Below are 18,766 nucleotides of genomic sequence, written 5' to 3' on the forward strand. Positions count from 1 at the left end.
AAGCTCAGTGCTTCTCCGCCGGAACGATCTTCTGTCCGGTGCGCTCCATGACCTCATGGAACCAGGGCTGGGAGATGTCGAAGGACTTGTGGCCGGCGACGCGCTCGAACTCGACGGCGCGCAGCACGTCGCCCTGCTCCTCATCGTGCCCGACGAGGCCGGAACCGCCCTCGAGCGCGACCTGGACGGCGTAGTCGGTCATCGACTTGATCAGTCGGATGTCCTCGGGGTTCGCCTTCGCGGAGCGCGAGAAGTAGCCGGACTTCTGGACCATGACCTTCTCGGCGCCGAGCTTCTCGGCGAACTGCTTCGCGAACCACTGGCCGGGGTTGATGGTGTCGATCTTGACGTGGCCGAAGGGGTCCTTCTCCGGCTCCTCGCCGCGGGCCTGCATCTCGGCGACGATCTCGGGGATCCCAGCGCCCTCGGAGAGGAAGATGTTCACGCAGCCGGCATCATCCATGACCGCCTTGAGGCGCTCGGCCTCGGCCTCGATGTCGAGCTTCAGCTCGGGCAGGAACACGGCGTGGACGTCCCAGCGCTCGGAGCGGTGGCCGATCCCGGGCAGCCACTCCTGCTGGGAGTGCCAGGTCTGGTAGTACTCGGCGGCCTGCGCGGTGAGGTAGCCGGAAGCGCGACCCATGACCTCGTGGATGATCAGCATCTTCGGGTTCGAGCCATGCTCAGCGATGATGTTCTGCGCGAAGATGCTGGACTGCTCCGCGGCGGACTTCGCACCGAGCGACTGCTTGATCGGCACGATGTCATTGTCGATGGTCTTGGGCAGGCCCACGACCTGCATCTCGTGACCGTTGTCGTGCAGGAACTTCGCAAGATCCGCGGCAGTGGTGTTGGTGTCATCGCCGCCGATGGTGTGGAGCACGTCCACGCCGTCGGCCTTGAGCTTGTTCGCAGCGACCTCGAGGGCGTTCTCGCCTTCCTGGATCAGTCCGCGCTTGACCAGGTCAGCGGTGTTGGTGAGCTTCACGCGGGAGTTGCCGATGGGGGAGCCGCCGAAGTTGTGGAGCAGGCCGGCCTTGGCGCGCACCTCGTCGTCCACCTCGAGCTTCTCGCCGGAGAGCAGGCCCCAGTAGCCATGCTTGTAGGCGATGATCTCGACGTCGGGCACCAGCTCGGTGTACCGCTCGATGAGACCGCCGACAGCGGAGGACAGGCAGGGGGCATAGCCACCTGCGGTCAGGAGGGCGACGCGCTTGACGGTCATGAAGAAGGGTTCCCTTCGCAGTTCTGGATCACGGTGGCTCAAGTCTACCGAGATGGGCTGAAGGCCGACGACGAAGGTCCCGGCGTGGACTCCCAGGCGCCGCAGGCCTCAGGACACCGCAGGCATCTCAGGACTCAGGACGTCGCAAGTGTGCAGGCCTCAGCAGCCGCGGGCGGCGAGCGCCTCGAGGATCTCCTCATGCAGCCGGCCGTTGGTGGCCACCGCGCTGCCGCCGAAGGGCCCGTCGTCACCATCGAGGGAGGTGAACCGGCCCCCGGCCTCGGTGATGATCGGGACCAGCGCCACCATGTCGTGCAGGGCGAGCTCCGGTTCGCAGGCCGCATCCACGGCGCCCTCGGCGACGAGCATGTAGGACCAGAAATCACCGTAGGCGCGGGTGCGCCCGAAGCGCTGCATGAGGTTCAGCATCTGCGGGAGTCGGTCCTGATCTGCCCAGCCATGCAGCGAGGAGTAGGACAGCGAGGCCTCGTCGATCGAGTCGACTGAGGAGACCTGGAGACGGGTGGCGTTGTTGATCCGCGAACCCGTCCATGCCCCAGCGCCCTCACCGCCCCACCAGCGTCGGTTCAGCGCCGGTGCGGAGACCAGGCCTGCGACGGGGTGGCCATCCTCGATGAGGCCGATCAGTGTGCCCCAGACGGGCACGCCACGCACGAAGTTGCTGGTCCCGTCGATGGGATCGATGACCCACTGCCGGGGCGATGCGCCGGTGGAGCCGAACTCCTCGCCGATCACCTGGTCCCGGGAGCGGGAGCGGGCGAGCTGGGAGCGCACCAGCTGCTCGGCGGCGCGGTCGGCATCGGTGACCTCGGTGAGGTCGGGTTTGATGGAGACCTCGAGGTCCTGCGCCTTGAAGCGGGACATGGTCAGCTGGTCCACGGCATCGGCGAGCACATGGGCCAGGCGCAGGTCATCGGCGAATCGACTCGACATGCGCCCACACTACGACCCCCGCGCGCCCGCTCCCTGCAGCGACGCGGACCCTCAGCGCACCGCCGGGGCGGCGCGGGGCAGAACCTCCTGCGGGGTACCTCCTGCACCAGCGAGCAGACGAGCGGCGCCGACGAGCGGAACCGATGGGTGGAGCGGTTGCAATGCCGTGCTCACAGTTCCCAGGGGTCGTTCTTGCGCAGCGCGGTGGCCAGGCGGCGGTAGGAGAGCAGGCGCGCGGGACCGGCGGTGCCCGCAGCGCCCGCTTCGACCTGCGCATCGAGAGCGCAGTCGGGAGCGTCTTCGAGGTGGGTGCAGCCGCGGGGGCAGCGCTCGGCGAGCTCCGCCAGATCCGTGAAGGCCTCCAGCAGCTCATCGGGATCCACATGGCCCAGCCCGAAGGAGCGCACGCCGGGCGTATCGATCACCCAGCCGTCGTCGTCCGGCAGCGGCATCGCGAGCGCCGAGGAGGAGGTGTGGCGGCCGCGGCCGGTGACATCGTTGACCACGCCGATCGCCCGGTCGGTCCCGGGGACCAGCGCGTTGAGCAGCGTCGACTTGCCCACCCCCGAGTGCCCGATCAGCACGCTGACCCGCCCGGAGAGCAGCTCGCGCAGATCCTCCAGGCCCACGATCCCGGGCGGGCCGGGGTGACCGGACTCGGCAGCCTCCTCGGGGGATTCTCTCCGGGTGCGGAGGTGCTCGAGTCCCAGCGGTGCGTAGGCGGTGAGGAAGGAATCGGGGGAGCGCAGATCGGTCTTGGTGAGCACGAGCAGCGCGTCGATGCCGGCCACATAGGCGGCGACCAGGCAGCGGTCGATCATGCCGCCCCGCGGCTCGGGGTCGGCGACCGCGGTCACCATCACCATCAGATCGACGTTCGCGACCAGCGGGCGCTCGGTCGGATCGTCGTCGTCGGCGCTGCGCCGCAGGAAGGAGCTGCGCTCCTGGATGCGTACGATCCGGGCGAGCGACCCGTCGCGCCCCGAGATGTCACCGACCAGGCCCACCAGGTCGCCGGGGACGATGGGGGAGCGGCCGAGCTCCCGGGCACGCATCGCGGTGACGGCGTGCTCGGTCTCGGAGCCCTCCTCCACGATCGTCCGCCACCGCCCGCGGTCCACGGAGACCACGCGGGCGGTGACGGCATCCTCATGCTTGGGCCGATCCTTCGTCCGAGGCCGCGAGCCGCGTCGGCTGGGGCGGACGCGGATGTCGCTCTCGTCGTACTCGCGGGCCGAGCGGCTCACGCGTCGTCCGCTGCCGGTTCCGGATGCAGCATCGCCAGCCACATTCCCACGAAGTCCGGGAGGGTCTTCTGGGTGGTGCCGATATCGACCACCCGCAGGTCCGGGACCCGCAGTCCGATGATCGCGCCGGCGGTGGCCATGCGGTGATCCTCGTAGCTCTCGAACACCTCGCCATGCAGCGGCCCGGGATGGATCTCCAGACCGTCGTCGAGCTCGACGGTGCGTGCTCCGATCTTCGACAGCTCGGTGGCCAGGGCCTTCAAGCGATCGGTCTCGTGGCCGCGCAGGTGCGCGACGCCGGTGAGCCGAGACGGAGAGTCTGCGAGGGCGCAGAGTGCCGCCATGGTGGGAACCAGCTCGCCGACGGCGGACATGTCCGCGTCGATGCCACGGATCGTACCGGTGCCGCGCACGCAGAGGGAATCGTCTTCGCGCCAGATCTCACCGCCCATTCGACCGAGCAGCTCGCGATAGGCGTCCCCGGGCTGGGTCGTGGTCTCCGGCCAGTCGTCGACCGCGATCGTGCCGCCGGTGACCATCGCCGCGGCCAGGAAGGGCCCGGAGTTGGACAGGTCCGGCTCGATCATGACCTCCACGGGTCGGATCGGCCCGGTGCTCACGCTCCAGCTGTGCCGGCCCTGCTCGTCCACGCGGTGCGAGGCCTGGACCCCGGCCTGGCGCATCGTCTCCAGCGTCATCTCGATATGCGGCAGCGAGGGCAGCACCTGGCCCACATGCACCAGCTCCAGGTCCGCCTCGGCGCGCGCGGCGACCAGCAGGACGTTGGAGACGAACTGGCTGGAGGCAGAAGCATCGACCTCGACCCGGCCCCCGCTCAGACGCCCGGTGCCGTGCACGGTCAGCGGCAGGAACCCGGGCTGCCCGTGCTCGGTGACCTCGACGCCCTGCTGCCGCAGTGCATCGATGACCGCATCCATCGGGCGCTGCAGGGCAGCGTCATCTCCCGTGAACCGGACGTCTCCGTGATGGAGCGCCGCGAGCAACGGCACGAAACGCATCACGGTCCCCGCCAGGCCGGTATGGATCTCGATCGGATCGGCAGGATGCTCTGCGGGAGGCGGGAGCGGCGAGACCTGCAGGGTGCCGTCCTGGACAGTGAGCACCGCACCGAGACGCTCGAGTGCATCCCGCATCAGCCGGGTGTCTCGGGAGACCAGAGCTCCGCGCAACGTGGAAGGCTCCTCCGCAGCGGCGGCCAGCAGCATCCAGCGCGCGGTCAGAGACTTCGAACCGGGAACCCGCACCAGTGCGTCGACGGGTTCATCCGCGACCGGTGCGTTCCACAGCACCTCAGACGCCATCAAGGTCAACCCTGCTGGACGGAGAGCTGCTTCTGTGCGGTCTGCACAGCGCCCTTCGCCTTCTTCTCCAGCTTGCCGGCCTTCTTCTCGAGCTCACGCTGAGTGGCAGCTGCCTTCTTCTGGCTGCGCTCGACGAACTTGTTCGCGCGGTAGCCCAGCGAAGGGCGGCCATCGTGATCCACCACTGCCAGCAGCACGCCGCCGAGCAGCCCGGCGTCGGTGAGGATCGACTGGACCTCCTGGGTCAGCTCCTCGCCGCGCAGCTCCCAGACCTTCTTGCGCCCCGCCCAGCCGAGAGACGTGGTCAGCAGGAGCGTCGCCGCGGCCGTGCGTGGGTAGCGGTTGGTGGCGTAGAGGACGCCAGCACCCGCCGCGACCGCACCAGCGGCCCGGATCACGGTGCGCGCATCGACGAAGCCCGGCGCGGAACTCTTGGCGATCGCAGAATCGACGGCGTCGAAGGCCTGCGGATAGACATCGATCTCGCGCTCGGGGCGGAGTGCAGTGCGCACGCCTTCGAAGATGAAGGGAGCGGCGAGCAGCGGTCGAGCGATACGACGGACCAGGGCCATGGTGTCCTCACGTTCTTGACGGGTGTCAGCAAGTCCGGTGAACCGGCCATGTCAGGCAGCTCACCGGCGTCCAGACTACAGCGGAGGGAACATTCCTCGGGCCTCCGGCGTTGCACAGGGTGCACAGAGGGGACGGCCGTCGCCGTCCCTGGCAGTTCCCGCGAGAGACCGGCGGACGCCGGGAGAGGAGACGATGCATGCCCGTTGCAGTGCTCGAGCACGCTCCGACCCAGCCCCGTGGCGTAGGTTGGAGGACGATGATCCAGACTGATGCCACTCCGAGCCCAGAGGCCGGCCCGCCCGAGACCGACCGGGCACCGATCCTGTCGGGTCCTGACGACGTGCAGGAATTCGACTTCGAGTCCGAAGCGTTGTCGCATCTGGACTCCCTCTACGGCGGTGCACTGCGGATGACCCGCAACCCCCATGACGCGGAGGACCTGGTCCAAGACACCTTCGTCAAGGCATTCCGCGCCCGTGACCGGTTCACCCCAGGCACCAATATGCGGGCCTGGCTGTACCGAATCATGACCAACAGCTACATCTCGATCTACCGCACGAAGCAGCGCCGGCCGAAGGAGGCCTGGACAGACACCGTCGAGGACTGGCAGCTGGCCGAAGTCGCAGGGCACACCAGCAGCGGCTTGCGCTCGGCGGAGACCGAGGTGCTGGACAGCCTTCCCGATTCGGCGGTCAAGGACGCGCTGGGAGAGCTGCGGGAGGATTACCGCATCGCGGTCTATCTCGCCGACGTGGAAGGCTTCGCGTACAAAGAGATCGCAGAGATCATGGACACCCCGATCGGCACGGTCATGTCGCGCCTGCACCGCGGGCGCCGACAGCTGCGCGAGAGGCTCTCCGACTACGCCTACCGCAGCGGTTTCCTGCGAGCGGACCCGGCCGCCCCCGGGCCGGGCGCAGCTTTAGACGCCGCGCCCGAAGAAGACGTCCAGTCGAAGACCCCGTCGAATGATCGGGAGGAGGAACGATGAGCGATCCCAACGTCGCAGGACGTGGAGACCGCGGAGATGCTGCGCAGCAGCCCCGCCGTGATCTGCGCTACGGACTCGAAGAGGCGCTGGATGGCGAGCTGCCCCGCGAGATGGTCGAGAAGATGCAACGCCACACGGTGGGCTGCCCGGAATGCGCCGACGAGTGGGAGCAGGTGCGCCGGATGAAGGAGCTGGTACGACGCAGCTGTGCGGATCGTGCACCGTCCGAGCTTCGCGAGCGCATCGCGGTGCAGTGCCGCACCGTCTCGGTCACCCGCACCGAGGCCGACGGCAGCACCGTGCGCATCACCACCAGCGAGACCACCACGTCCCGGGTCTACCCCACCTCGGAGTAGCCCCGCGCTGGCCGGGGCAGCCCCTGCCCAGCGTGAGCGCGGCCATGCGCAGGGCGTTGCGCCTCTCGCGGCGCGCAGACACGAGCTTGGCGGCAGGCATGACGAAGGGCCCCACCCGAGACGGGAGGGGCCCTTCGTCATATCGCTCAAGGCGACATCACGGTCAGCTGTTGGGGCGCTTGCCGTGATTGGCGCCGCTCTTGCGGCGAGACTTGCGCTTGCGTCCTCGCTTGCTCATCACGATCTCCTTTCTTCGCCCGGGGGAACCCGACGATTGTGCCACATCGCGCCGCTCTCGGAGTCTCCCGGGGGCGGCGCACGAACCCTGCTGAGTCCGAGGTCACTCGGTCTCTTCCCTGTTCACAGGCGGGGCGGTCAGGAGGAGGTGCCCAGCCAGGAGCCGAAGCCGGCGTGCAGCACCAGCCAGGCCATCAACCCGTAGCCGGTCTGTCCCGGATGGTCGCCGGGGGAGCGGGCCAGGTCGCTCTCCCACTGGTCGTGACCCGTCAGCCCGCCGACGGTGTCGACGAAGGGGATCCGACGCCGGGAGCAGACATCCTCGAAGGCTGCGGACAGCTCCCGGACGGAGTTCGTGGTGCCTGGATCGCGGCTGGGCGGCGGGCCCACCACGAATGCGGGAATGCGCAGTCGTTCCAACCCGTCGAGGATCTTTGCCAGGTTCAGGCGTGAGCGGGCCAATGAGATCCCTGCCTCGACATCGCCGCGGCCCATGGCCACCACCACCCGATGGTCGATCGACCCGTCGGCCTGTCCCTGGGTGGAGAAGCGACGCTGCACCTCCTCGTCCCAGCGCTCAGCCAGGTCTGCTGAGCTTTGAGCGGGCAGTGCGGCGGAGAAGATGTCGATGCGGCTGGATGCACCCTGCTCACTGGCCACTGCTCGTCCGAGCCAGCCCAGCGCACGGGCATCACCGACCCCGGCGAGGAGCTCGTCTCCGAGCGCGATGATGCGGATCCGGGAGTCCGGATGCGGGGCGGTCGTCATGGGCACGGTGGGCACCGGGACCTCCTGAACTGGGACGGGGACCTCAACACTAACGGCGTCAACACTAACCGCGCCGCGGGCCACGGGCGAACCCGTGACCCGCGGACCGGATCAAGCGTCGAAGGCGCGGTCGAGCAGATCTTCCTGCTCGATCTTGTGGGTCGCGTTCGAGCCGGTCGCGGGCGAGGCGGACGCCGCTCGGGCGACGACCCGCAGCGTGCGGCCGACCTCGACGGCGAAGTTCATCGCCATGAAGCTCCAGGCCCCCTGGTTCTGCGGCTCTTCCTGGACCCACACCAGATGGGCGTCGGGGTAGCCGTCGAGCGCCTTCTTCAGCTGCTCGGTGGGCAGCGGGTAGAGCTGCTCGACGCGGACGATCGCGGTGTCGGTCGTACCGGTCTGCTCACGGCGCGCGGCCAGATCCCAGTAGACCTTGCCGGAGGCGATCAGCACGCGACGCACTCCAGCCGGGTCCACGGTGGTGTCCGGCAGCACCGGCTCGAAGGTTCCCGTCGTGAAGTCCTCCACGCCGCTCACCGCTGCCTTGTTCCGCAGCATCGACTTCGGAGTGAAGACGACCAGCGGCTTCTTCTGCTCGGCCAGCGCCTGCTTGCGAAGGAGGTGGAAGTAGCTCGCCGGGGTGGACGGGGCCGCCACCCGCATGTTCTCTTCTGCGCACAGCTGCAGGAAGCGCTCGATGCGGGCGGAGGAGTGGTCCGGTCCCTGACCCTCGTAGCCGTGCGGGAGGAGCATGACCACGCTCGAGTTCTGGCCCCACTTCTGCTCGGAGGCGGAGATGAACTCATCGATGATGGTCTGCGCGCCATTGACGAAGTCACCGAACTGCGCCTCCCACAGCACCAACGAGTTCGGGCTCTCGACCGAGTAGCCGTACTCGAAGCCCAGCGCCGCGAACTCCGAGAGGGAGGAGTCGTAGACGTTGAAGCGTGCCTGGTCGTCCGAGAGGTAGGAGAGCGGGGTCCAGGTGTCACCGTTCTCATGGTCGATGAGCACGCTGTGGCGCTGCACGAAGGTGCCGCGGCGGGAGTCCTGGCCGGCCAGTCGCACCCGATGCCCCTGCAGCAGCAGCGAGCCGAACGCGATCAGCTCGCCGAAAGCCCAGTCGATCTTGCCGGAGGTGGACATCTGGGCACGACGCTGGAGCACCGTCATCAGCTTGGGATGCACGGTGAAGGAGTCGGGGATGTCGGTGTGCGCCTTCCCGATCTGCTCGAGCACGGCGAGATCGAGGGAAGTGCGGACCTCGTCGGTCCCCGCGGTGCCCTGCTGCGCGTCGGGCAGCTCAAGGCCCTGCACCGTCTCTTCGGAGTCGGAGGAGTGTGAGGCATCCGTGGCGCCGGCGCGCGTGGAGGCGAACGCCTCGTCCAGGTGGTCCTGGAAGTTGCGCACCAGCCCTGCGGTCTCCTCTTCCGTGAGGTCACCGCGCTCGATGAGTGCCTCCATGTAGAGCTTGCGCGTGGAGGGCTTCTCTCCGATCAGCTTGTACATCTCGGGCTGGGTCATCGAGGGGTCGTCCCCCTCGTTGTGCCCGCGGCGGCGGTAGCACTGCATGTCGATGACGACATCGCGGTGGAACTTCTGTCGGAACTCGAAGGCGATCTCGGCGACCCGTACGCAGGCCTCCGGATCGTCGCCGTTGACGTGGAAGATCGGCAGCTGCGTGGACTTGGCGACGTCGGTCGAGTAGTACGACGAGCGCGAGGAGTCCGGCAGCGTGGTGAAGCCGATCTGGTTGTTGATGATCACGTGGATGGTGCCGCCGGTGCGGTAGCCGCGCAGCTCCGAGAGGTTGAGTGTCTCGGTGACCACTCCCTGCCCGGCGAAGGCGGCATCTCCGTGCACGAGCACTGGGAGCACAGGGAACTCCTCGGGACGCTCGAGCCGGTCCTGCTTCGCGCGGACGATGCCCTCGAGGACCGGATTCACTGCCTCCAGGTGGGAGGGGTTCGCCGCGAGGTACACCTTGGTGGACTCGCCGTCATGGGAGGTGAAGGTACCCTCGGTGCCGAGGTGGTACTTCACGTCACCGGAGCCGAGCTTCTTGCCGTAGTTGCCTTCGAACTCTTGGAAGATCTGGCCGTAGCTCTTCCCGGCGAGGTTCGAGAGCACGTTGAGGCGGCCACGATGGGACATGCCGATGGCGACCTCGTCCAGGCCTCCGTGGGCCGCTCCGCTCAGCACGGCGTCGAGCATCGGGATGACGGCCTCGCCGCCCTCGAGCGAGAAGCGCTTCTGGCCCACGAACTTGGTCTGCAGGAAGGTCTCGAATGCCTCTGCTGCATTGAGCCGATCCATGATGTGGGTCAGCTCGGTCTTGTCGAACGGCTTGCGCGGCGTCTCCATCTGCTGCTGGATCCAGTCACGCTCCTCCGGGTCGGAGATATGCATGTACTCCACGCCGATGGTGCGGCAGTACGCATTGCGCAGCACACCGAGGATGTCGCGCAGGGACATCTCGTCCTTGCCGCCCAGTCCGCGGGTGGGGAAGGTGCGGTCGAGGTCCCACAGGGTCAGGCCGTAGGTCTCGACGTCCAGATCCGGGTGGGTGCGCACCTTGTACTGCAGCGGATCGGTGTCCGCCATCAGGTGACCGCGCACCCGATAGGCATGGATCATGTCCATCACCCGGGCCAGGCGCTCCGAGGAGTTGTGCCGGAAGGGGTTGTCCGGCACCCAGCGCACCGGCTGGTACGGAAGTCGCAGCGAGACGAAGACGCGGTCGTAGAAGCCGTCCTTGCCCAGCAGCTTGTCGCCCATCCGCTTGAGGAACTCGCCCGAGGCGGCACCCTGGATGATGCGGTGATCGTAGGTCGAGGTCAGCGTCATGACCTTCGAGATCGCGAGCTCTGCGAGGGTCGCGGGGCTCGCGCCCTGGAACTGCGCGGGATAGTCCATCGCGCCGACGCCCACGATGACGCCCTGGCCCTGCATGAGCCGCGGGATGGAGTGGACCGTGCCGATGCCGCCCGGGTTGGTCAGCGACACCGTGGTGTGCGAGAAGTCGTCCATGGTGAGCTTGCCGGCGCGCGCCTTCTTGACGACTTCCTCGTAGGCCTTCCAGAAGCCGCGGAAGTCGAAGCGCTGGGCAGCCTTGATGCTCGGCACCACCAGGCCGCGCGAGCCGTCGGGCCGGGGCATGTCGATGGCGAGGCCGAAGTTGATGTCCTCGCGCTTCAGCAGGAGCGGCTTGCCCTTCTCATCGACATCGAAACCGTTGTTCATGTCGTTGATCTCGGTGATCGCCTCGATCATCGCCCAGCCGATGAGATGGGTGAAGGAGACCTTGCCGGCGCGGTGACGCTTGAGGTGATTGTTGATGACGATGCGGTTGTCGAACAGCAGCTTCACCGGCACGTCGCGCACCGAGGTGGCCGTGGGCACCTCGAGGGACTCCGCCATATTGCGCACGATCGCCGCGGCGGGGCCGCGCAGCTTGACGACCTCGGGCTCACGCAGCTCGACGGCAGGGATCTGCGACGTGGTGGTGGGGACCTTCGCGGGGCGGTCCGAGGTGGTGGAGACCGCCGGTGCCTTGGGGGCGGACGTCGCGGATTGGTCGTTCACGGCAGGAGATTCCTTCGCAGGCTGGGAAGCGGCCGCTGGAACTGCGGCCGACGGGGAGGACGAGGTGGAGGCGCGCGCAGGAGCGGACGCCTTGGCAGGCCGCTCCGGCGAGGGATCCGCCTTGGTTGCGCCTGCCTTCGTGCCAGGAGAGTCCTGCTCCTGGGCGGCAGCTGAGCTCCCGGCGCTCGTCGGAGGTGTCGTCGTCGACGCCTCGGAGGAGCTCGAGGGGGGCTCGGACGTAGCGGAGGACTCGGCGTTCACCGTGTGGGTGGAGAAGTATTCCGCCCAGCTCGGGTCGACGCTCGAGGGATCCTCACGCCACTGCTCGCGGAGCGCGTCCACGAGCCACTGATTCGGGCCGAACTCCACAGAATCGGAGTCCTGTGTCTGCTGTGACACTCTGAGATCGCCAGCCTTCTCACGGTCGAGAGATACGGATGGCCCCAGCCTAACGGCAGACGGTGCCCGACGTGCGCGGATGCCGCCTCCGCGACAGGGGAAGAGGGGCGGAGGTGCGCGACATCACCCTGTCAGGGCAGGGGTATCAGGGCAGGGGTGCAGATCCCGGGAGCACCACCCGGATCAGAGAGGAGCGCCCGTCGTGCGTGTCCTGGCTGCGGGGGTCGTCGAGGACCTCGATGGTGCCGCCATGCAGCCCGACCGCCCATCGGGCGATGGCCAGACCCAGTCCAGTGCCTCCTGAGGAGTCGGCGTAGCCACCGCGCTGGAATCGTTCGAACACGCGGGAACGGTCCTCGCGGGCGATGCCCGGACCCTCGTCGTGCACATCGATCCGCACCCCGCCCTCCGGTCCGATCAGCGCTGCGGAGATATGTATGCGGCCGCCGACGGGGGAGTGCCGGGCGGCGTTCTCGAGCAGGTTGTGGATCACCTGGTGCAGCCGGGCCGCATCTGCGGCGACCGACAGGTCGGGAGGGTCGACCTCGACGATCCATCGCACATCGCGACCGCCGGAGGCCAGGGATGCGGCGTCGACCACTTCGTGGAGGAACGGGGTGAGCTCGACCGCCTCGAGGTCCAGATCGACCACCCCGGCATCGAGGCGGGAGAGATCCAGCAGATGCCCCACCAGCTGGGAGAGCCGCTCCGTCTCGTTCAGCGCCACCTCGAGCGCCGCGGGGTCCGGTTCGGTGACCCCGTCCACGAGGTTCTCCAGCTGCGCCCGCAGCCCGGCGACCGGGGTGCGCAGCTCATGGGACACGTTCGCGACCAGGTCCCGACGCATCCTGTCCGTCTGCTCGAGCTCCGAGGCCATGGTGGAGAACGCCGCGGCCAGCTGGCCCACCTCGTCGCGGCTGCTGGTGCGCACCTCACGGCTGTAATCGCCGCGAGCCATCGCCTGGGCGGCGCCGGTCATCTCGCGCAGTGGCGAGGTCATGCCGCGGGCCAGCAGCTGGGTGAACACCAGCGCCGCGATCACCACCAGCGGCAGGGCGAGCAGCGGTTCGATGCCGGCCCGGATGCTCACCTGGGTGAGCAGCGCGGCGACGCTCACGCTCGCGGCGACCAGGATCCCGAGCTTGACCTTGAAGGAGCGGAACCGGTCCAGGGGGCGCACGTCGAGCCGTTCGGGGACGCGGCGACGGCTGCTCGGCTCCCCGTCCCGGGGCGAGCTCACGAGTCGTCGGTGGGAAGGTTCGGGGTGGCCATCGAGGAGAGATCCGGCGTGCCGCCCGGGTGAGCGCCGGACTCTGCTGCGACAGTCTCCGGGTCCTCAGGGATCTCCAGGGCGTAGCCGACGCCGTGGACCGTGCGCACCAGGTCGGCGCCGAGCTTGCGACGCAGAGCCTTGACGTGGGAGTCCACGGTGCGGGTCCCGGTCGCATCCACCCAGTCCCAGACGTCAGCCAGCAGCTGCTCTCGGGTGAGGACGGTGCCGGGAACGCTCGCGAGGCACAGCAGCAGGTCGAACTCGGTGGGGGTCAGATGGGCCGGCTCCCCGGCGCGCATCACCCTGCGGCCGGCCCGATCGATGACCAGGTCCCCGAACTCGAGCGCCTCCTGCTTCTCCGTCTCGGTGGGGGCTGGCGCGCCGGTCCGCCGCACCCGTCGCTGCAGCGCCTTGAGGCGGGCGACGAGCTCGCGCATGGAGAAGGGCTTGGTCATATAGTCATCCGCGCCCACCCCGAGGCCCACCAGCATGTCGGTCTCGTCATCGCGAGCGGTGAGCATGAGCACCGGCACCGGGTCGTCAGCCTGGATCCGTCGGCAGACCTCGAGCCCGTCGAAGCCGGGGAGCATGACGTCCAGCACGACCAGGTCGGGCCGGACCTCGGCCACCGTCCGCACTCCGGAGGGGCCGTCCAGGGCGGTCGAGACCTCCCAGCCCTCGGCGGTGAGGCGGTCGGCGATCGCTCGGGTGATCGTGGGCTCGTCCTCGATCACCACGACGCGCACGGGGGCGGCACCAGAGGCTGCTGTCTTGTCCGGGAGTGGCATGGGGACACTCTAGACGGCGCCCCCTGGATTCCTCCGGGAGGGCAAGGGGCCGCATGGATTCCTCCGTGAGAGCTAGGGACCTCAGCGCGCCTCGGGGCGCCCTCGGAGTGTGGTGCCGAGCAAAGCGGCGACCCCTGGCACGAGGCGCACCTCCCGCTGTCGGGTGACGCAGGGACGGTTGCGGCGATCTCACGCATGGGGCGCTTTCGACGCTCGGAACGTGATCTGAACCCCTGAGCGGGCCCCCGCTCGTCAAGATCGGGCAACCTTTATGGCATCTCGGCAAAAACTTGGCAATGACCCGGTTGACCTCCTCGTCGAGCGCACCGAGCAGCGCGTACTTTGGTCGAGGTTGTTCGGCGACGCGTACTTCCCCTGTCCGGCGTCGCGATCGGACAGAGACGTGAACGAAAAGCTCATCGAGCACTACGCAGTCGCAATGGAAGAGGTCAATACGTGGCGAATCATCGCGCCAACGGACGCGCAGCAGTGCGCAAGCACCGCGTCGTCGGAGGGACCCACCGCGATTCCGCACTCCCCTCGGGTGCGTTGAAGGCCGGAGTCCTGGGAGTCCTCGCGACCGCCACGATCGCCGCACCGCTGGCTGCTGCCGCGGCTGGCATCGACGAGACTGCGCCGCAGGCCGAGACCGTGGCGCAGGCCCAGCCCGCCACCGTCGTGCAGCCCGCCGCAGCGATCGCCCCCGTGGCGCTGCCCGCTGCTGAGGTTGCCGAGACCACCGAGGCTGTGCTCGAGACCCGCGACGAGGAGGACGGCGCCAGCCGCTCCGAGGAGCGGACCGCTCCTGTCGCCGAGGAGGCTGCCACCGAGGAGCCTGCAGAGCAGGGCACCGGTATTGAGGTCTCCCTTCCTGAGCCCGAGCCTGAGCCCGTCGCTGTCGAGGATGAGGCTGCTGAGGGCTCCGGAGACGCGGCTCCCATCGGTGGCTCCGGCTACGTGCGCCCGGTCAACGGGTCGATCACCTCGGGCTACGGCGGCCGCGTCCACCCCGTTCTCGGCTACTACAAGGGCCACGACGGAGTCGACTTCGGCGCCTCCTGCGGCGCTCCGGTGCATGCGGCCAAGTCCGGCACCGTCATCGCCGTCGAGTACCACCACGCCTCCGGCAACCGGGTCAAGATCGACCACGGCAACGGGGTCGTCACCGGCTACTACCACCTGCAGGGCTTCAACACCTCTGTCGGCGCGACCGTCGGCGCTGGCGACACCATCGGCTATGTCGGGTCGACCGGCCGCTCCACCGGTTGCCATCTGCACTTCGCGAAGATGGACGAGGCGGGCAACTACTCCAACCCGATGTCGATCCTGCGGTGATGACCCCCGGGGCTCCGATCGTCCTCGGGGTCGAGTCCTCCTGCGATGAGACCGGTTTCGGTCTCGTCTCCGACGGTGTGCTTCTGGGACAGGGCCTCGCCTCCAGTGCCGCCCAACACGCCGACTTCGGGGGAGTGGTCCCCGAGATCGCCGCCCGCGCGCACCTCGATGCGGTGGTCCCCACCCTGCGGATCGCGGTCGACGACGCCGGGATCCAGCTCTCGGACATCACCCATGTCGCGGTGACCTCCGGTCCGGGCCTGGCCACCGCTGTCCACGTGGGCCTCGCCGCCGCGAAGTCGATCGCATGGTCGCTGGGCAAGCCGCTGTACGGCGTGCATCACCTGGCCGGCCATGCCGCCGCCGACACCCTCGAGCACGGCCCCCTTCCAGAGCGCAGCATCGTGCTGATCGTCTCCGGCGGCCACACCTCGATCCTCGCCGTCGGCGATCTGGTGCGCGACCCGATCGAGCATCTCGGCGACACCCTGGACGACGCCGCAGGAGAAGCCTTCGACAAGGTCTCCCGCCTGCTGGGCCTGGGCTATCCCGGCGGCCCCGCGATCTCCCGGGCCGCTGTCGAGGGAGATCCCACCGCGTTCTCCTTCCCCCGCGCGATGCTGCGGCCGAAGGACGCGCCGTTCACCTTCTCCTTCTCCGGTCTGAAGACCGCCGTGGCGCGGACCGTCGAGACCCTCGAGCGAGCAGGGGAGCCGGTCCCGGTCGCGGACATCGCCGCCTCCTTCGAGCAGGCCGTGGTCGACGTGCTGGTCAAAAAGGCGCTCCGGGCCGTCAAAGAACGGAACCTGGACACCCTGGTCATCGTCGGTGGTGTCGCGGCGAACGCTCGACTGCGCGCAGTCGCACAGGAGAAATGCGACGCGGCCGGTATCGAGCTGCGGATCCCGCCGCCGGCGCTCTGCACGGACAACGGCGCGATGATCGCCGCCGTCGGCGACCTGCTGGTGCGCTCCGGCGCCGCGCCGAGCGGGCTGCGCATCGCCGCAGACCCCTCGGCGGTGCTGCACGGAGCGCAGCTGCCGCTGCTGCGGTGAGGTCCCGCTCACACCTCTGCGCCAGCACGGCGGGGACGAGTTCCGTCACTCCCAGATGTTGCTAGACTTCCCAAGTCCGCCCGCGTAGCTCAGTGGATAGAGCGTCTGCCTCCGGAGCAGAAGGTCGTAGGTTCGAATCCTGTCGCGGGCACCACAGGCAAGAGCCGGGACGTCGACAGCAGTCGACGTCCCGGCTCTTTGCTGTCCCGCGGAGTATCAGCTCTGTGCGCTGCGCAGCGCCAGCAGCCGCTGCAGCACGTCGCGCACCGTCTCGGTATCCGCGATCCGGAGCCCGGCGGCGGTGTCTCCTCCGCCGACCTTGACCCCCACATCGCTGTCGCCGAGCTGCGCGAAGACGGACTCGTCGGTGACGTCGTCGCCCAGGTACAGCCAGGCATCGGCGGCGCTCGCCCGAGACAGGGCGTCGATCGCCACCCCCTTCGAGGTGTGCACCACCGCGAACTCCACGACCTCCTTGCCCGGCGTCACCGTGACGTCCGGGAGGGTGGTGGCGTACTCGAGCGCCGAGTCGGTGGCGTTGATCGCGCCGCGACCCTTGGCGTTACGGGTGTGCAGCACGGCGGCCGTCGGCTTCGTCTCCACCTCCGCACCGGGATGGGCGCGGGCGATCCGCCGCAGCGTGCTGGTGATCGCGGCCAGCAGCTCCTCCTTCTGCGGCGTCATGCCCAGCGAGGATTTGTCCAGCACCTCGGCCTGCATCCAGGGCGGGAGCGCCCCGACCTCGGCGCCATGGGAGCCCACCAGCACCACTGAGCTGGGCATCGCCGTGTGGGAATCGAGATCGGCCAGCGCGCGACCCGAGACCAGGGCGACGGCGACGCCCGGGAGCTCGGAGAGTTCGCGCAGGGCGGTGAGGGCGTCCTGATCGGGCTGCACCGCATCGCGGTCCGAGACGATCGGGGCCAGGACGCCATCGAAGTCCGAGGCGATCAGCAGGCGCGGCACGGCCGTGAACTCGCCGAGCGCCTTCTCGAGCTCCGCCGGGTCGCTGGGGGTGTCTCCGGACAGGCGGACCACTCTCTTCGCGTCGTCCTTCGGGGTGCTCGATGCGGTGAGGTTCTCGAGGAACTCATGGGCCCAGTACTGCACGTCGTGCTCCATCACCTGATGGCGCAGGGAGCGCATCGCCTCCTCCTGCTCCTCGGGCGGCATCGCCAGGGCTCGCAGCGTGGCCGCCTTCAGCTCGTCGATGTCGTGGGGGTTCACCAGCATCGCGGCACGGAGCTCATCGGCAGCGCCGGCGAACTCGCTGAGCACGAGCACTCCCTGGAGATCGGGACGAGAGGCGACGTACTCCTTGGCGACCAGGTTCATCCCGTCGCGCAGCGCCGTCACCAGCACCACGTCCGCGGCCATGAACAGCGCGGTCATGTCACGGCGATCGAAGGAATGGTGCTGATAGGAGACGGCCGGCCGCCCGATGGGGGCATGCTCGCCATTGATCCTTCCCACGATCAGCTCGACCTCGTCGCGCAGCTGGCGGTAGGCCTCCACTCGTTCGCGGGACGGGGTGGCGACCTGGATCATCACGGTCTCATGCGGGTCGATCGAACCGTCGTCGAGCAGCTCGCCGAAGGCCTTGAGGCGGTGTCGGATGCCCTTGGTGTAGTCGAGGCGATCCACGCCCAGCACGACCTTCTCGGGATTGCCGAGGTCACGACGCAGCTGCGCGGCACGCTCCCGGATCTCCGGGTCCTCGGTGAGGGCGGAGACGGCGGCGGAGTCGATCGAGATGGGGAAGGTCTGCACCTGGACCTCGCGCACGGGAGCAGCACCGAGACCGGGTACGAAGATGGTCTTGCCCTCGACCTGATAGCCCAGGAGCCTGCGCACCGCGGCCACGAAGTTCAGCGAATCGCTCTCCCGCTGGAAGCCGAGCAGATCGGCGCCCAGCAGCCCGCGCAGCACAGAGTTCCGCTTGGGCAGCTGTGAGAACAGCTCCACCGCAGGGAAGGGGATGTGGTTGAAGAACCCGATCCGCACATCGCTGCGCGTCTCCCGGATCATCTGCGGCACCAGCTGGAGCTGATAGTCATGCACCCAGATCGTCCCTCCCACGGCGGCCACCTGGGCTGCGGTCTTCGCGAAGCGTCGATTCGCGGACTGGTAGGTGTCCCACCAGCCGCGGTGGAACTCCGGATCGACGATGACGTCGTGATAGAGCGGCCAGAGGGTGCCATTGGAGAACCCCTCGTAATACCGCTCGATGTCCTGCTGGTCCAGCTGCACGGGGTACAGGCTCATGCCATCGGCATCGAAGGGCTCGGGAGCTTCGCCGGGCGAACCGCCCCACCCCACCCAAGCGCCCGAGTCGACAGTGCGCATCACCGACTCCATGGCGGTGACCAGGCCGCCGGGGCTGGTGACCCATTCGGTGGCACCGTCGGGCAGAGTGCGTGAATCCACCGGCAGGCGGTTGGCGACCACCACCAGCTGGTGGCCGCCGGGGGTTATGGATGCAGTGGGCATCGGGGCTCCTTCACATCGTGTCGGGTGAGTGGCGTGGAGAGCCCGCGTCAGCACCGGAGGGCGAGACGCAGCGACTCCCGCGCCGATGCCTTGACACTATCAAGTGCATTCCCTCACCCCGGTGCGCTCAAGGCTTCCGTCCGTGGGGGTGAGCTGGGGTTCTGACCT

Annotated in this window: 15 protein-coding genes and 1 tRNA gene; 5 read left to right on the plus strand and 11 right to left on the minus strand. The window is 68.5% G+C overall.

Annotated elements, in window-relative coordinates:
* Positions 1-4 precede the first annotated feature (4 nt).
* The 5 genes from ABD893_RS09805 to ABD893_RS09825 form a co-directional block, all read right to left on the minus strand.
* Positions 5-1,225, minus strand: coding sequence for a pyrophosphate--fructose-6-phosphate 1-phosphotransferase (locus tag ABD893_RS09805; RefSeq protein ID WP_345079046.1), 1,221 nt, complete (start codon positions 1,223-1,225; stop codon positions 5-7).
* Positions 1,226-1,384: 159 nt separating this feature from the next.
* On the minus strand, positions 1,385-2,179 hold the full coding sequence (locus tag ABD893_RS09810; protein WP_345079049.1) for an inositol monophosphatase family protein: 795 nt from the start codon (positions 2,177-2,179) through the stop codon (positions 1,385-1,387).
* Between the two features lie 170 nt (positions 2,180-2,349).
* Positions 2,350-3,426 (minus strand): ribosome small subunit-dependent GTPase A, encoded by a 1,077-nt coding sequence (gene rsgA, locus ABD893_RS09815; RefSeq protein WP_345079052.1) that lies wholly within the window; start codon positions 3,424-3,426, stop codon positions 2,350-2,352.
* Positions 3,423-4,748: a 3-phosphoshikimate 1-carboxyvinyltransferase gene (gene aroA, locus ABD893_RS09820; protein ID WP_345079055.1), complete on the minus strand. Its 1,326-nt coding sequence runs from the start codon at positions 4,746-4,748 to the stop codon at positions 3,423-3,425. The genes rsgA and aroA overlap by 4 nt, the downstream gene beginning before the upstream one ends.
* A 5-nt stretch (positions 4,749-4,753) precedes the next feature.
* Positions 4,754-5,320 carry a hypothetical protein gene (locus tag ABD893_RS09825; protein ID WP_345079058.1) on the minus strand — a complete coding sequence of 189 codons (567 nt, stop codon included), beginning with the start codon at positions 5,318-5,320 and terminating at the stop codon, positions 4,754-4,756.
* A gap of 257 nt (positions 5,321-5,577) precedes the next feature.
* On the opposite strand from ABD893_RS09825, the gene ABD893_RS09830 reads away from it, so the two are divergent.
* The gene (locus ABD893_RS09830; RefSeq protein ID WP_345079061.1) at positions 5,578-6,312 is read left to right on the plus strand and encodes a sigma-70 family RNA polymerase sigma factor; all 735 of its coding nucleotides are present in this window, start codon (positions 5,578-5,580) and stop codon (positions 6,310-6,312) included.
* Positions 6,309-6,668: an anti-sigma factor gene (locus ABD893_RS09835; RefSeq protein WP_345079064.1), complete on the plus strand. Its 360-nt coding sequence runs from the start codon at positions 6,309-6,311 to the stop codon at positions 6,666-6,668. Before ABD893_RS09830 ends, ABD893_RS09835 begins: the two co-directional genes overlap by 4 nt.
* Before the next feature lie 163 nt (positions 6,669-6,831).
* On the opposite strand, the gene ABD893_RS17095 is transcribed toward ABD893_RS09835, so the two are convergent.
* From ABD893_RS17095 to ABD893_RS09855, 5 genes are all read right to left on the minus strand, one after another.
* A complete protein-coding gene (locus tag ABD893_RS17095) occupies positions 6,832-6,906 on the minus strand; it encodes a 50S ribosomal protein bL37 (protein WP_425548375.1) in 75 nt (24 codons plus the stop codon).
* A gap of 137 nt (positions 6,907-7,043) precedes the next feature.
* Complete coding sequence (locus ABD893_RS09840; protein WP_425548366.1) at positions 7,044-7,688, minus strand: GDSL-type esterase/lipase family protein; 645 nt, start codon at positions 7,686-7,688, stop codon at positions 7,044-7,046.
* Between the two features lie 96 nt (positions 7,689-7,784).
* Positions 7,785-11,657 (minus strand): multifunctional oxoglutarate decarboxylase/oxoglutarate dehydrogenase thiamine pyrophosphate-binding subunit/dihydrolipoyllysine-residue succinyltransferase subunit, encoded by a 3,873-nt coding sequence (locus ABD893_RS09845; protein WP_345079067.1) that lies wholly within the window; start codon positions 11,655-11,657, stop codon positions 7,785-7,787.
* 145 nt (positions 11,658-11,802) lie between these two features.
* Positions 11,803-12,897 carry a sensor histidine kinase gene (locus ABD893_RS09850; protein WP_345079071.1) on the minus strand — a complete coding sequence of 365 codons (1,095 nt, stop codon included), beginning with the start codon at positions 12,895-12,897 and terminating at the stop codon, positions 11,803-11,805.
* Positions 12,894-13,718 carry a response regulator transcription factor gene (locus tag ABD893_RS09855; RefSeq protein ID WP_345079074.1) on the minus strand — a complete coding sequence of 275 codons (825 nt, stop codon included), beginning with the start codon at positions 13,716-13,718 and terminating at the stop codon, positions 12,894-12,896. Before ABD893_RS09855 ends, ABD893_RS09850 begins: the two co-directional genes overlap by 4 nt.
* A gap of 456 nt (positions 13,719-14,174) precedes the next feature.
* Between ABD893_RS09855 and ABD893_RS09860 the strand changes: the two genes are divergently transcribed.
* From ABD893_RS09860 to ABD893_RS09870, 3 genes are all read left to right on the plus strand, one after another.
* Positions 14,175-15,053 carry a M23 family metallopeptidase gene (locus ABD893_RS09860; RefSeq protein ID WP_345079077.1) on the plus strand — a complete coding sequence of 293 codons (879 nt, stop codon included), beginning with the start codon at positions 14,175-14,177 and terminating at the stop codon, positions 15,051-15,053.
* Complete coding sequence (gene tsaD / locus ABD893_RS09865; RefSeq protein ID WP_345079080.1) at positions 15,053-16,108, plus strand: tRNA (adenosine(37)-N6)-threonylcarbamoyltransferase complex transferase subunit TsaD; 1,056 nt, start codon at positions 15,053-15,055, stop codon at positions 16,106-16,108. The genes ABD893_RS09860 and tsaD overlap by 1 nt, the downstream gene beginning before the upstream one ends.
* Before the next feature lie 78 nt (positions 16,109-16,186).
* Positions 16,187-16,262 (plus strand) — tRNA-Arg (locus ABD893_RS09870).
* A 62-nt stretch (positions 16,263-16,324) separates the two neighbouring features.
* Here ABD893_RS09870 and ABD893_RS09875 read toward each other — a convergent pair.
* On the minus strand, positions 16,325-18,598 hold the full coding sequence (locus ABD893_RS09875) for a bifunctional alpha,alpha-trehalose-phosphate synthase (UDP-forming)/trehalose-phosphatase (protein WP_345079083.1): 2,274 nt from the start codon (positions 18,596-18,598) through the stop codon (positions 16,325-16,327).
* Between the last annotated feature and the right edge of the window lie 168 nt (positions 18,599-18,766).

Origin of the sequence: Brachybacterium paraconglomeratum, assembly GCF_039541415.1 — a bacterium.
GTDB classification, from domain to species: domain Bacteria; phylum Actinomycetota; class Actinomycetes; order Actinomycetales; family Dermabacteraceae; genus Brachybacterium; species Brachybacterium paraconglomeratum_A.